The organism is Luteimonas rhizosphaericola (genome assembly GCF_029888045.1).
Classification (GTDB): Bacteria; Pseudomonadota; Gammaproteobacteria; order Xanthomonadales; family Xanthomonadaceae; genus Luteimonas; species Luteimonas rhizosphaericola.
In genome coordinates this window covers 463,118-476,681 of record NZ_JARXRN010000020.1, presented here as the reverse complement: position 1 = coordinate 476,681, position 13,564 = coordinate 463,118, and the positions used below count along the sequence as shown (strand labels likewise).

Sequence of the window (13,564 nt, the reverse complement as noted above, 5' to 3'; positions counted from 1 at the left end):
TCGCATCCAACCACCTGGGGGACTTCCACATGGCGTCACGCCATCCGCAGCACAGCATCCTTTCCGTCGCCCTGGTCTCGGCGATCGCGTCCATGGCTTTCCCGGTGTCCGCGCAGGAGCCCGCGGCCGGGGAAGAGGAAACCCGCACCCTGGCCACCCTCACCGTCACCGCGCAGAAGCGCGAGGAGGCGCTGCAGGACGTGCCGATCTCGGTCACCGCGCTCGACGAGCAACTGCTCCAGGACAGCAGCGTGCGCGACATCAAGGACATGCAGATCCTGGTGCCCGGCCTGACCGTCACCAGCACCCAGAACGAGGCGATCACCACCGCGCGCATCCGCGGCATCGGCACCGTCGGCGACAACGTCGGCCTGGAGTCGTCGGTGGGCGTGGTGATCGACGGCGTGTACCGGCCGCGCAACAGCGTCGGCTTCGGCGACCTCGGCCAGCTGGAGCGCATCGAGGTGCTCAAGGGCCCGCAGGGAACCGTGTTCGGCAAGAACACCTCGGCCGGCGTGATCAACGTCGTGACCCGGCGCCCGAGCTATACCCAGAGCGCCGAGGCGGAAGTGTCGGTGGGCAACTACGGGGCCATGGGCGTGTCGGGCGCGTACAACGACGCCTTCAGCGACACCGCGGCCTTCAGCGTCTACGCCGCCAAGCGCAAGCGCGACGGCTGGATGGACGTGGAGACCGGCAACGGCCCGCGCACCGAGGACGAGGACTACGACCAGAACTTCCACACCGTGCGCGGCAAGCTGCTGTTCGAGCCGTCCGAATCGCTCGATGTGCTGCTGTCGGCCGACTACACCAGCCGCGAGGAGAACTGCTGCACGGCGGTGCAGACCACGGTCGGCGGGACGGCGCCGATCCTCAACGCGCTGGCCGGTGGCCAGGCCGTGGCGGCGCCGGGCGACGATCCCTTCGACCGCGTCGCCTACAGCAATCGCGACACCACCCAGGACATCAAGGACAAGGGCGTCTCGGCCGAGGTCAACTGGGACCTGGGCGGCTTGGGCGGCGCCACCCTGACCTCGATCACCGCCGCGCGCGAGTGGCAGGCGATCAACGGCCTGGACTACGACTTCAGCACCGCCGACCTGCTGTACCGCAATGCGGACGAGGACGAGTCGTTCACCGGCTTCGAGACCTTCAGCCAGGAGTTCCGCCTCACCGGCGCGACCGACCGGCTGGACTGGATGGTCGGCATGTTCTATTCCGACGAAGACCTTCGCCGCAACGAGAGCTATCGGGTCGGCGCGGCCTATGAGCCCTACGTGTCCACGCTGGTGTACACGCTGGTCGGGCAGAGCCTGGCCCAGGCCGGCGTGCCGCTCGACAATCCGCTGGGCATCCCGCCCGCGGCCTTCCTCTCGCAGGTGGGCGGCACGCCCTACGGCACCGGTTTCACCGGGCTGGGCGCGCTCGACCGCTACGAGCAGAACGCCAAGAGCATCGCGCTGTTCACCAACAACACCTGGCGCGCCACCGACGCGCTCGACGTCACCCTGGGCCTGCGCTACACCCGCGAGGACAAGGAACTGACGTCGGACTACAGCAACCCCAACGGCAGCCTGGCCTGCACCGGTGCGCTGACCGACCAGAACCCGCTCAACCCGGCCCGCTACGCGCGCCTGCGCGCCGCGCTGGCCTCCCGCAGCACCGCGTTCGCGGGGCTGCCCGGCCCGGTGCAGGACGCGATCATGGCCTCGGCCGGCCCGCAGATCGCCGGCTACATGTGCCTGCCCTGGGCCAACGCGCTGCACAACGGACGCAGCACGTTCCAGGAGAGCGAGGAGACCGAGTGGTCCGGCACGCTGAAGGCGGCCTACCGCTGGAACGAGAACGTGATGACCTACGCCTCGGCCGCGCGCGGCTACAAGGGCGGCGGCTTCAACCTCGACCGGGTGCAGTCGGCCGACGGCAACTCCGCCAGCAGCGCCGGCATCACGCCCGTCGCCGATACCTCGTTCCCCGGCGAGTTCGTGGACAGCTACGAGCTCGGAGCCAAGACCACCTGGGCCGACGGGTCGCTGCTGCTCAACGCGACCGCGTTCCACCAGGAGTACGAGGACTTCCAGCTCAACAGCTTCCTGGGCACCAGCTTCGTGGTGCGCTCGATCCCCAAGGTCACCTCCAAGGGCGTGGACGCGGAGATCCTGTGGCAGCCGCAGGCGGTGACCGGCCTGATGCTGCAGGGTGGCCTGATGTACGCCGACACCACCTTCGGCGACGACATTCCCGGGGCGGACTTCGTCGAGCGCACGCCGCTGAGCACGTCGGGCGCGCTGTACAAGCTGCCCGGCGCCACGATGCCGTTCGCGCCCGAGTGGTCGGGTTCGATGGCCGTGACCTACGAGTGGGACTTCAGCAACGCCATGGTCGGCCGCTTCAACATCGGCGCCAAGTACATGGGCGACTACAACACCGGCTCCGACCTGGACGTCGAAAAGGAGCAGTCGTCGTACACGGTGGTCAACGCCCGCGTCGGCATCGGCGCCAGCGACAACCGCTGGACGGTCGAGCTGTGGGGCACGAATATCACCGACACCGAGTACGTGCAGGTCGGCTTCGACGCCCCGCTGCAGGGGCTGTTCCCGGATCCGGGCAACCCGCTCAACACCTTCAACGCGTTCCTGGGCGCGCCGCGGATGTACGGCGTCACCTTCCGCGTCCGCTACTGAAGCGCGGCACCTCGCCGGCCCGCGCCCGGGTGCGCGGGCCGGTGTGACGGACGGGCCGTCGCACGCGGCCCGACGCGCGGCGTCCCGGCGGCCGGTGCGGGCGCAGGCTCGGGCGCAGGCCGTTTTGGGTTCAGAATGGAGCGCCGCCCGGACGCCGCCGCTCACCATGCCTTCGCACATCCCCGACGACCCGGCCCTCCACGCCATCGCCCTCGAGGCCGGGGCGCGCCTGCGCGCCGGCCACCACATGCTGGTCACCGCCGAGAGCTGCACCGGGGGCTGGATCGCGAAGGTAGTGACCGATATCGCCGGCTCGTCGGAGTGGTTCGACTGCGGCATGGCGGTGTACAGCTACGAGGCGAAGCAGGCGATGCTGGGCGTGCATCCACAGACGCTGGAAGTGCACGGCGCCGTGAGCCGCGAGACGGCGATCGAGATGGTGTCCGGCGCGCTGGTGCACTCGGGCGCGAGCGTGGCGGTCGCGGTCACGGGCATCGCGGGACCGGGCGGCGGCAGCGCGGACAAGCCGGTCGGCACGGTGTGGATCGCATGGAAGCGTCGCGGCGGTTATGCGCGCGCGGAGCTGTTCCAGTTCGACGGCGACCGCGAGGCGGTCCGGCGCCAGACCGTGGCCGCGGCCCTGCGCGGGCTTGAAGGCGCGTTGGCGTGAGCGGGCCGGCGTGAACGTGTCAGGCTCCGGGAGCGCGGTGTGATGTGGGAGGCCCTGGGCACGGTGCGCGACCTCGGCCGGCTGCAGGACATCGCCGGCGTGCTGGTGCGCTACGGCTTCGGCGACGTGGTGCGCCGGATCGGCCTGGCGGGGGCATTGGAGCGCGCCGGCCGGCTGGTGCACTGGCACGCGGTGGAGGCGGGCACCCTGCGGCTCGACGCGCCCGCCCGGGTGCGTGCCGCGCTGCAGGAGCTGGGGCCGACCTTCGTCAAGCTCGGCCAGGTGCTTGCGACCCGCGTGGACCTGCTGCCGCCGCGCTGGATCGAGGAACTCTCGGCGCTGCAGAACGAGGTGCCGCCGGTCGAGTTCGCGCTGATCCGGCCGCAACTCGAGGAAGACCTGGGCGCCGATCCCGACATCGTGTTCGCCGAGCTCGAGCGCGTGCCGATGGCGGCCGCTTCGCTCGCGCAGGCGCATCGCGCGCGGCTGCCCGACGGCACGCCGGTGGTGCTGAAGGTGCGCAGGCCGGGCATCCGCGACGTGGTCGAGGCCGACCTGCGGCTGCTGCGGCACCTGGCGACGATCGTCGAGCGGCAGATGCCGGAAGTGCGCCGCTACCATCCCGCCGACATGCTGCGCCAGTTCGCCGCCTCGCTGCGGCGCGAACTGGACTTCGCCGCCGAGTGCCGCAATGCCGAGCGCATCGCCCGCAACTTCGCCGGCCGCGGGGACATCGTCATCCCGCGGGTCTACTGGGCCTGGACCTGCGAGCGGCTCAACGTGCAGCAGTATCTCGAAGGCATTCCCGGCCGCGACTTGGCCGCGGTGGACGCGGCCGGGCTCGATCGCGCGCAACTGGCGCGCACCGGCGCGGGCCTGGTGCTCAAGATGGTGCTCGAGGACGGGTTCTTCCACGCCGATCCGCACCCGGGCAACGTCTTCTACCTGCAGGACGGGGCGATCGGGGTGATCGACTTCGGCATGGTCGGGCACTTGTCCGAGCCGCGGCGGTTCCAGATCGTGCGCCTGCTGCACGGGCTGGTGGACCAGGACGCCGCGGCCGTCGCCGACGTGCTGGTCGACTGGACCGGGGACGATCCCGACATCGACGAGGCGCGGCTGCAGGAAGCCGTGGAGCGCTTCGTCGACCAGTACCGCGGCGTGCCCCTGCGCGACCTGCGCATGGGCGCGATGCTGGGCGACGTCGCGTCGATCCTGCGCGAGCACGGCCTGACCCTGCCGCCGGACCTGGCGCTGATGATCAAGACCTTCCTCACGCTGGAGGGGATGGGCCGCCGGCTCGATCCGGACTTCGACATGGCCAGCGAAGCGCGCCCGTTCCTCGAACGTGCGCTGCTGGCCCGCTACGCGCCGTCGGTCCTCGCCCGGCGCGGGCGGCGCACGGCGACGGGACTCTACGACCTGCTGCGCGACATGCCGCGCGACATCCACCGCCTGCTGCGCACGGCGCGCCGGGGCCGGATGCGGGTGCAGATCGAGGTCGACGCGCTCAAGGCCTTCGGCGACCAGGTCGACCGGGCCGTGAGCCGGCTGACCATGGGCGTGGTGACCGCAGCCCTGATCGTGGGCTCGTCGATCGTGCTCAACAGCGCCGGCGGCGTGACCAGTCGCGCGCTGCGGCTGCTGGGCACGGTCGGCTTCGTCGGCGCCGCGCTCGGCGGGCTGTGGGTGCTGTTCTCGATCTGGCGGGGCGGGAAGCGCTGAGCGGCCAGTGCGAGGTTGACCGGACTGCGGCTTAGTAGTATTACTACTAACCATGCGCACCGCAGCCCTGACCGACACCCAGCAGGCGATCCTGGGCCTGATCGCCGAACGGATCGAGGCCGAAGGCGTCCCGCCCTCGCAGACCGAGATCGCCCGGGCCTTCGGTTTCAGCGGTGTGCGCGCCGCGCAATACCATCTCGAGGCGCTGGAGGCGGCCGGCGCGATCGAACGCGTGCCGGGCCGGGCGCGCGGCATCCGCGTCCTGCGTCCTGTCGCGCCCCCGCAGCAGGCGCTCGACCTGCCTGCAGGCAACGAGGCATTGCGGTTGCCGGTGCTCGGGCAGGTGGCGGCGGGTCTGCCGATCGGCGCCGACATCGGCTCGGACGACTACATCGTGCTCGACCGCGTGCTGTTCTCGCCCGCGCCCGACTACCTGCTCAAGGTGAAGGGCGATTCGATGATCGACGAGGGCATCTTCGAAGGCGACCTGATCGGCGTGCACCGCACGCCCGAGGCGCGCAGCGGCCAGATCGTGGTCGCGCGCGTGGACGATGCGATCACCGTCAAGCTGCTCAGGGTGGGCAAGGACCGCATCCGCCTGCTGCCGCGCAATCCCGATCACGCGCCGATCGAGGTGCTGCCCGACCAGGACTTCGCGATCGAGGGCCTGTACTGCGGGCTGGTGAGGCCGAACCGGTGAGGGCGGGAGGTTTTCCGACGCCCGTCCGCGGCGTCGACCGGCTGGCACGTTCCCCGGGCCGCACTACCGTCGATCCTGGCGTCGGCGTCGCAGTCCCTGCGATGGGCGCCTGCAAGGATGCTTCCAACCCGATATCAACATGACAAGGACCACCACGATGGACGAGAACAAGAAGCGCGCCCTTTCCGCCGCCCTGGGCCAGATCGAGAAGCAGTTCGGCAAGGGCTCGGTGATGCGCATGGGAGACGGCAGCGTCGAGCCGGCCGAAGTCATCGGCACCGGTTCGCTGATGCTGGACATCGCCCTGGGCATCGGCGGCCTGCCCAAGGGTCGCGTGGTCGAGATCTACGGCCCGGAATCCTCGGGCAAGACCACGCTTACCCTGCAGACCATCGCCGAGTGCCAGAAGGCCGGCGGCACCGCCGCGTTCATCGACGCCGAGCATGCGCTGGATCCCAACTACGCGCAGAAGCTTGGCGTCAACATCGACGACCTGCTGGTGTCCCAACCCGACACCGGCGAGCAGGCGCTCGAGATCGCCGACATGCTGGTGCGCTCCAACGCCGTCGACGTGGTGGTGGTCGACTCGGTCGCGGCCCTCACCCCCAAGGCCGAGATCGAGGGCGAGATGGGCGACCAGCTGCCGGGCCTGCAGGCGCGCCTGATGAGCCAGGCGCTGCGCAAGCTCACCGGCAACATCAAGCGCAGCAACTGCATGGTGATCTTCATCAACCAGCTGCGGCACAAGATCGGCATCATGATGCCGGGCCAGAGCCCCGAGACCACCACCGGCGGCAACGCGCTCAAGTTCTACGCCTCGGTGCGCCTGGACATCCGCCGCATCGGCGCGATCAAGAAGGGCGACGAGATCATCGGCAACCAGACCCGCATCAAGGTCGTCAAGAACAAGATGGCGCCCCCGTTCAAGCAGGTCATCACCGAGATCCTGTACGGCGAGGGCATCAGCCGCGAAGGCGAGCTGATCGACATGGGCGTGGACGCCAAGCTGGTGGAGAAGGCGGGCGCCTGGTACAGCTACGGCAGCGAGCGCATCGGCCAGGGCAAGGAGAACGCGCGCAACTACCTCAAGGAGAACCCGGAGGTGGCGAAGCGGCTGGAGGCGCAGTTGCGCGAGACGTTCAAGCCCGCAGAGGCCAAACGCGACGGCGACGACGATGCGGGCGCGGACGGCTGATCCGCGCCGAGGACTTCGCGGCCAGGGACGGCCTTTCCATGCGACCCTCCCCGGCGACGGGGCGGGTCGTTTTCGTCCGGGAGTCGCGCCGGCCGGGTGCGCGTTCCGGCGCCGCGCGTGCCGCTGATGGCCACCCGGCGCACGGTGATCGTCTCGGCCGCGGCCGGCCTGGTCATGGCGGCGGCCGCCGCCCCGGAAACGACGGCCACCATCGGAGGAGGGCGCATGTACGGTTTGATCGGGAGTTTCAAGGCGCAGCCGGGCCAGCGCGACGCGCTGCTGGCGATCCTGCTGGAGAACGTCGGGACCATGCCCGGCTGCCACAGCTATGTGGTGGCCGAGGATCCGGAAGACGCGGATGCGATCTGGATCACCGAGGTCTGGGACAGCGCCGAGAGCCATCGCGCGTCGCTCGCCTTGCCCGGGGTCCGCGACGCGATCGCACGCGCCAAGCCGCTGATCGCCGGCTTCGGCCAGCATACCCAGACCCGGCCCGTCGGCGGCCACGGGCTGCCGCCCCCGGCGTGAGCGATCCGGAGCGGCCACGCCGGCGCCAGCGTCCGGCCCCGACGCCCACCCAGCGGGCACTCGGCCTGCTGGTGAGGCGCGAGCACTCGCGCAGGGAACTGACCCGCAAGCTGTCCGCGCGCGGGGTCGAGGCCGACGACGCCCGCGCGGCGATCGACCGGCTCGCCGAGGCCGGCTGGCAGGACGACGCGCGTTTCGCCGAATCGCTGGTGCGCGGACGCGCGGGCTCCGGGTACGGGCCAAGGCACATCCGCGCCGAGCTCGGCATGCACGGGCTGGACGGGGAGGCCGTCGAGGCGGCGATGGCGACCTTCGAGGGCGACTGGACCGAACTGGCGCGCGACCTGCTACGCCGCCGTTTCGGCGATGCCGGGCCGTCCGACCTGGCGCAGCGCCGCAAGGCCGCCGACCTGCTGGCGCGCCGCGGCTTCGACGGCGACAGCATCCGCGCCGCCACCCGGTTCGACCCGGACGACGATCCGGGCTGAACGCGGACACCGGCCGCGGCCGGTTTGCTAATCTGGCGGCTTTGCTGGGTTGTCTGCTCTAGCCTTTGGGCCCCATCGTGGGGCATCGCGGGGGGAACCAGGCCGCCCGCCCGCCACCAGACAGCCCATGACCACGCCATCTCCGTTCACGACTGCGCGGATCCGCAGCGATTTCCTCGACTTCTTCCGCGGCAAGGGCCACGAGATCGTGCCCTCGGCGCCGCTGGTGCCCGCGAACGATCCGACCCTGCTGTTCACCAACTCGGGAATGGTGCAGTTCAAGGACGTCTTCCTCGGCGCGGAGAAGCGCGCCAATCCGCGCGCGGCCGACGTGCAGCGCTGCCTGCGCGCCGGCGGCAAGCACAACGACCTGGATTCGGTCGGCTACACCGCGCGCCACCACACCTTCTTCGAGATGCTGGGCAACTGGTCGTTCGGCGACTACTTCAAGAAGGACGCGATCGCCTGGGCCTGGGAACTGCTGACCGGCGTGTGGCAGCTGCCGGCCGAGCGCCTGCTGGTCACCGTGTACCACACCGACGACGAAGCCTACGCGCTGTGGCACGAGATGATCGGCATCCCGGCCGAACGCATCGTGCGCATCGGCGACAACAAGGGTGCACCCTACGCCTCGGACAATTTCTGGCAGATGGCCGACACCGGACCCTGCGGACCCTGCACCGAGATCTTCTACGACCACGGCCCGGAGCACTTCGGCGGTCCGCCGGGATCGCCCGACGAGGACGGCGACCGCTACATCGAGATCTGGAACCTGGTGTTCATGCAGTTCGACAAGCAGCCCGACGGCACCCTGGTGCCGCTGCCGGCGCCCTGCGTGGACACCGGCATGGGCCTGGAGCGGCTGGCGGCGGTGCTGCAGCACGTGCACAGCAACTACGAGATCGACCTGTTCGACGCGCTGATCCGGGAGGCCGCCGCGCTCACCGGCACCGCCGACCTGTCGAACAAGTCGCTGCGCGTGATCGCCGACCATATCCGCGCCTGCAGCTTCCTGATCGTCGACGGCGTGCTGCCGTCCAACGAAGGCCGCGGCTACGTGCTGCGGCGGATCATTCGTCGCGCCCTGCGCCACGGCTGGATGCTCGGCACGCGCGAGCCGTTCTTCCATCGCCTGGTCGGCACGCTCTGCACCCAGATGGGCGATGCGTACCCGGAGCTGCCCGCGCGGCGCGAGCTGGTGGAGCGCGCCCTGCTGGCCGAGGAGGAGCGCTTCGCCGAAACGCTCGACGCCGGCATGAGGATCTTCGACGACGTCGCCGACCGGTCGGGCGGCACCACCATCCCGGGTGCGGACGCCTTCCGCCTGTACGACACCTACGGCTTCCCGCTCGACCTCACCCAGGACATCGCGCGCGAGCGCGGCCTCACGGTGGACGTCGCCGGGTTCGAGGTGGCGATGGAGAAGCAGCGCGAGACCGCGCGCGCGGCGGGCAAGTTCGGCGGTGGCGTGCAGCTGCCGGCGGATCTGGTCGCCCGGCTGCAGCCGACCCGTTTCGTCGGTTACGACGCGCAGCGCGCCGAGGGACTCTCGGTCCTGGCGCTGATGCGCGACGGGCGCCCGGTGCAGGCGATCGAGGCCGGCGACGAGGCGATCGTGATCCTGGACCGCACCCCGTTCTACGGCGAGTCCGGCGGCCAGGTCGGCGACACCGGCGAACTCGACGGGCTGGACACGCGCTTCACCGTGACCGACACCCAGAAGCTGGCCGGGCAGTTCCACGGCCACGTCGGCCGGCTGGAGGCGGGCATCCTCAAGGTCGGCGACACGCTCTCGGGCGCGGTCGACGAGGCGCGCCGCTCGAGCATCGTGCTCAACCACAGCGCCACCCACCTGCTGCACGGCGCGTTGCGTGGCCTGCTCGGCACGCACGTGGCGCAGAAGGGTTCGCTGGTGGCGCCCGAGCGCCTGCGGTTCGACTTCTCCCACTTCCAGCCCGTGGCCGAGGCCGAACTGGCCGAGATCGAGCGCCGGGTGAACCACGAGGTGCGCGCCAACCACCCCGTGTCGATCCGCGAGATGGGGATGCAGGAAGCCATCGACGCCGGCGCCATCGCGCTGTTCGGCGAGAAGTACGGCGAGCGCGTGCGGGTGGTCGCGATGGGCGAGTCGGTCGAACTGTGCGGCGGCACGCATGTCGGCGGCACCGGCGAGATCGGGCTGTTCAAGCTGGTGGCCGAGGGCGGCGTGTCGGCCGGCGTGCGCCGGATCGAGGCCCTCACCGGACAGGCGGCGCTGGACCACGTCGCGGGCGAGGAGCGGCGCCTGCGCGAGGCCGCGGGCCTGGTCGGCGGCACGACCCAGGAGCTGGCTGATAGACTGCGCGGGTTGCTCGAGCGCCAGAAGCGGCTCGAGCGCGAGGTCGAGGCCTACAAGGCCAAGGCCGCCAGCGGTGCCACCGCGGACCTGGGCAGCCAGGCCGTCGACATCGCAGGCATCAAGGTATTGGCAGCGCGGGTGGAAGGACTGGACGCCAGGGCGCTGCGGGACGCGATGGATCGCCTCAGGCAACAGCTCGGTGACGCGGTGATCGTGCTCGCCGGCACCAGCGACGGCCGTGCCGCGCTGGTGGCCGCGGTCTCAGGTCGCGCGGCCGGGCAGGTCAGGGCGGGGGAACTCGTCGGCTTCGTCGCCGGTCGCATCGGGGGCAAAGGCGGCGGACGCCCGGACATGGCGCAGGGCGGGGGCGAGGATGGCCCGGCCCTGCAGCAGGTGCTGGCGGAGGTGCCGTCCTGGACGGCCGCGAAGCTGAGTCCCGCCTGACGCCAGCCAGTCGCCCCATGACCATCGTCGGTTGACCGGGCGGCCCGTCCCGGACATTCTTCACGTTTGTTCAGTTTGAAACGGTGGATTGACCGCTCCGGGCGCGGTTGCCCCGTTTCGACAGCAGGCCCCCGGCCTACGGAGATTCCCAAGATGTTGATTCTGACCCGCCGCGTCGGCGAAACCCTGATGATCGGCGATTCGGTCACCGTGACCGTTCTCGGCGTCAAGGGAAACCAGGTGCGCATCGGCATCACCGCGCCCAAGGACGTGGCCGTGCACCGCGAGGAGATCTACCAGCGCATCCGTCGCGGCGACGAGGTCGAGCCCGCGCGCGAGCCGGAAGCCGGCAACGGCTGATTTGCCGCACCGGTCACGACTCCGGTATCCTTCGCGGCTGTCGCGCGGTGCGCACTGCACCGGCGCGATGTTCCCGGAGACTTGCCCGAGAGGCCGAAGGGGCTCCCCTGCTAAGGGAGTATGGGGTCAAAAGCTCCATCGAGGGTTCGAATCCCTCAGTCTCCGCCAGTTCCAGCGTCCGAGCGACGTCGCATCCGCATTGACTGGGGTGCATGGAGTTGGGCACAATTCCGCTTCTGCAACGCGCCCGTAGCTCAGCTGGATAGAGCACCAGGCTACGAACTTGGGGGTCGGAGGTTCGAATCCTTCCGGGCGCGCCATGCGGAAAAATCAGGAAGGCCGGTGGACCATGTCCATCGGCCTTTTTGCGTGTGGCGTGCGGCAGTTTCGCGAGTGCGTTTCGCGCGGCCCTGCGATCCGGAGGGCGCTGCGTCACCCCCGAGGTGCGACGCAACGCATGAAGAGGATCGGACGGGCGCTCCCATTTCGGACTGCATTCATCGCCCGGACCGGAACCGCGGTCCCGCGAGGCGCCGAATGCAGGACCACCCCGCGCTCCGCGAGAGGCCCGGGGCCGCCCTGAACTGCCGGAGTCCCCGCATGTCCTTCCTTCCGCGTCACGCGGCGCGCCGCGCCGTGCTGGCCGTCGCATGCAGCGCGGCGTGCGCGCAGGCGCTCGCGGCCACCTACACCGTGGGCCCCTCGGGTCGCCAGTACACCCAGCTCTCCACCCTGGTCGGCAGCGTCGACCTCGCCCCTGGCGACATCGTGCTGGTCGATGGCGGCACCACGTACGCCGGGAACGTCGTGGTCGGCAGCAACGATCGCGGCGCGGCCGGCAATCCGGTCACGTTCCGCTGGAACCGGGCGGTGGGCGCGACCCGGCCGGTCCTCAGCGGCGGCACCCATACGATCAAGTTCCAGCAGTCCAACCACGTGGTGTTCGAGGGCTTCGAAGTGCGCGGCGGATCGTCGTCGTGCATCTTCAGCGAGGCGCACGACGTCACCGTGCGCGATGCCGTCGTGCGCGACTGCCCGGCGCACGGCATCCTCGGCGCCGACAACAACTCCGGCTCCTTCACCCTGGAATACAGCGAGGTCCGCAACGCGGGCTCGGGCAGCCAGCGGCATCCGATCTACATGCAGTCGGACGAGGTCGCGTACCCGGGTTCGGTGTTCCTGATGCGCTACAACTACGTGCACAGCGGCAACGGCGGCAACCTGCTCAAGAGCCGCCACGAGCGCTCGCTGGTGTACTACAACTGGTTCGAGGGCTCGGCCTACCAGGCGCTCGAATTGATCGGCCCCGACTGCGAGACGCAGCAGCCGGGCTGGACGGCGGCGCTGCGCCGGGAAGACGCGGACGTGGTGGGCAACGTGATCGTGCACACCTCGAGCTGGCGCAACGCCATCCGTGCCGGCGGCGACCTCAATGGCCGCAGCCAGGGCCGCCTGCGGATGGTCAACAACACCATCGTGATCGACCGCGCCGGCGCGGCCAACGCGCTGCTGGTGCAACTGGGGCTCGAGTCGCTGGAGATGCACAACAACGTTGTGTTCCAGACCGGTTCCAACGCGGCGCCGAACATCCTGCGCGTGCACGAGGCCTCCGAGGTCGAGACCCCGGTGTGCGGACCGGCCAGCCGCGAACCCTGGAGCAGCGGGCGCAAGGTCGCCGGGTCGAACAACTGGGTGCAGTCGTCCGCCTCGCTGGTGCCCGCGGAATGGAGCGGCACGCTGCGTGGCGCCGATCCGGGCCTGGCGGGCATCGCCGCACGGCAATTGCGGCCGTCCGCGAACAGCGCGCTGGTGTCCTCGGGCAATCCGCAGCCGCCGTCGCCGGGCGGATTCCCGTTCCCCTCGCCGCTGGCGCTGCCGCAGTTCGATCCGCCACCGCGCGCGAAGCTCGCGATCGGTGCCCAGGTGGCACGGACGCCGGGGGCCAGGATCGACATCGGTGCGCTGGAAAGCGCGAGTGCCGGCAGCGGCCAGCGCCTGCGTCGCAATGGTGCGGCGCCACTGGCGGCGGGCACCGGGGCGGTCCCGGCGACCGGTGGCGTTGCAGTGGCCGCAGCCGAACCGCGCGCGTCGCATGCCATGCCTGTCCGGACCGCAGCGAGGACGGCGACGTCCCCGCCCGCGGCGTCCGCGGTGCATCGTGACCGGATCCGCGTGGCGCCTGCGATGGACGTGCTGTGGCGTGCGTGGCGGGACCGGGTCGGTCGCCGGTTCGAGGGCGAGCGTTAGGCCGGGGTCGTCGGCTTTCAGCGGATCTGGCCGCGCCCGGCCGGGCCTTGTCTCTCGCCCGATCCGGGGAGCGTTGCGATCCCGCCCGTGGCCACCGCGCAAGCGGCCGGGCGCCTGCATCCGGCGGTTGCCGCGACGGAGTCGGCCGCGTCCCCGCGGATCCGGGGTCGATTGCGTGTGCAGCG

General features: G+C 70.6%; 10 protein-coding genes and 2 tRNA genes. All 12 read left to right on the top strand.

All coding sequences use genetic code 11. From position 1 onward, the window contains the following. Window positions 1-29: 29 nt before the first annotated feature. The 12 genes from QFW80_RS05950 to QFW80_RS05895 all read left to right on the top strand — a co-directional run bounded on the left by QFW80_RS05950 (window position 30) and on the right by QFW80_RS05895 (window position 13,379). The gene (locus QFW80_RS05950) at window positions 30-2,684 is read left to right on the top strand and encodes a TonB-dependent receptor (RefSeq protein WP_280600517.1); all 2,655 of its coding nucleotides are present in this window, start codon (window positions 30-32) and stop codon (window positions 2,682-2,684) included. A gap of 166 nt (window positions 2,685-2,850) precedes the next feature. Beyond that, window positions 2,851-3,354: a CinA family protein gene (locus tag QFW80_RS05945; protein WP_280600515.1), complete on the top strand. Its 504-nt coding sequence runs from the start codon at window positions 2,851-2,853 to the stop codon at window positions 3,352-3,354. Between the two features lie 42 nt (window positions 3,355-3,396). Then, window positions 3,397-5,079, top strand: coding sequence for a 2-polyprenylphenol 6-hydroxylase (ubiB, locus tag QFW80_RS05940; RefSeq protein ID WP_280600513.1), 1,683 nt, complete (start codon window positions 3,397-3,399; stop codon window positions 5,077-5,079). 52 nt (window positions 5,080-5,131) lie between these two features. After that, on the top strand, window positions 5,132-5,779 hold the full coding sequence (gene lexA / locus QFW80_RS05935) for a transcriptional repressor LexA (protein ID WP_280600512.1): 648 nt from the start codon (window positions 5,132-5,134) through the stop codon (window positions 5,777-5,779). A gap of 157 nt (window positions 5,780-5,936) precedes the next feature. Continuing rightward, the gene (gene recA, locus QFW80_RS05930; protein WP_280600641.1) at window positions 5,937-6,974 is read left to right on the top strand and encodes a recombinase RecA; all 1,038 of its coding nucleotides are present in this window, start codon (window positions 5,937-5,939) and stop codon (window positions 6,972-6,974) included. Between the two features lie 126 nt (window positions 6,975-7,100). After that, the gene (locus tag QFW80_RS05925) at window positions 7,101-7,502 is read left to right on the top strand and encodes a putative quinol monooxygenase (protein WP_280600640.1); all 402 of its coding nucleotides are present in this window, start codon (window positions 7,101-7,103) and stop codon (window positions 7,500-7,502) included. Further along, a complete protein-coding gene (gene recX / locus QFW80_RS05920; RefSeq protein ID WP_280600511.1) occupies window positions 7,499-7,990 on the top strand; it encodes a recombination regulator RecX in 492 nt (163 codons plus the stop codon). The genes QFW80_RS05925 and recX overlap by 4 nt, the downstream gene beginning before the upstream one ends. A gap of 127 nt (window positions 7,991-8,117) precedes the next feature. Continuing rightward, window positions 8,118-10,772: an alanine--tRNA ligase gene (gene alaS / locus QFW80_RS05915; protein WP_280600509.1), complete on the top strand. Its 2,655-nt coding sequence runs from the start codon at window positions 8,118-8,120 to the stop codon at window positions 10,770-10,772. Between the two features lie 153 nt (window positions 10,773-10,925). Beyond that, window positions 10,926-11,132, top strand: coding sequence for a carbon storage regulator CsrA (csrA, locus tag QFW80_RS05910; protein WP_280600507.1), 207 nt, complete (start codon window positions 10,926-10,928; stop codon window positions 11,130-11,132). 75 nt (window positions 11,133-11,207) lie between these two features. Beyond that, window positions 11,208-11,300 (top strand) — tRNA-Ser (locus QFW80_RS05905). Window positions 11,301-11,375: 75 nt separating this feature from the next. Further along, window positions 11,376-11,452, top strand: a tRNA-Arg gene (locus tag QFW80_RS05900). Window positions 11,453-11,732: 280 nt separating this feature from the next. Next, complete coding sequence (locus tag QFW80_RS05895; RefSeq protein ID WP_280600505.1) at window positions 11,733-13,379, top strand: right-handed parallel beta-helix repeat-containing protein; 1,647 nt, start codon at window positions 11,733-11,735, stop codon at window positions 13,377-13,379. Window positions 13,380-13,564: the final 185 nt, after the last annotated feature.

Bases quoted from the DNA above. Each gene is read 5' to 3' on its own strand.
- QFW80_RS05895 (WP_280600505.1), top strand. From the start codon at position 11,733: ATGTCCTTCCTTCCGCGTCACGCGGCGCGCCGCGCCGTGCTGGCCGTC.
- recA (WP_280600641.1), top strand. From the start codon at position 5,937: ATGGACGAGAACAAGAAGCGCGCCCTTTCCGCCGCCCTGGGCCAGATC.
- QFW80_RS05950 (WP_280600517.1), top strand. From the start codon at position 30: ATGGCGTCACGCCATCCGCAGCACAGCATCCTTTCCGTCGCCCTGGTC.
- alaS (WP_280600509.1), top strand. From the start codon at position 8,118: ATGACCACGCCATCTCCGTTCACGACTGCGCGGATCCGCAGCGATTTC.
- QFW80_RS05945 (WP_280600515.1), top strand. From the start codon at position 2,851: ATGCCTTCGCACATCCCCGACGACCCGGCCCTCCACGCCATCGCCCTC.
- ubiB (WP_280600513.1), top strand. From the start codon at position 3,397: ATGTGGGAGGCCCTGGGCACGGTGCGCGACCTCGGCCGGCTGCAGGAC.
- lexA (WP_280600512.1), top strand. From the start codon at position 5,132: ATGCGCACCGCAGCCCTGACCGACACCCAGCAGGCGATCCTGGGCCTG.
- csrA (WP_280600507.1), top strand. From the start codon at position 10,926: ATGTTGATTCTGACCCGCCGCGTCGGCGAAACCCTGATGATCGGCGAT.
- QFW80_RS05925 (WP_280600640.1), top strand. From the start codon at position 7,101: ATGGCCACCCGGCGCACGGTGATCGTCTCGGCCGCGGCCGGCCTGGTC.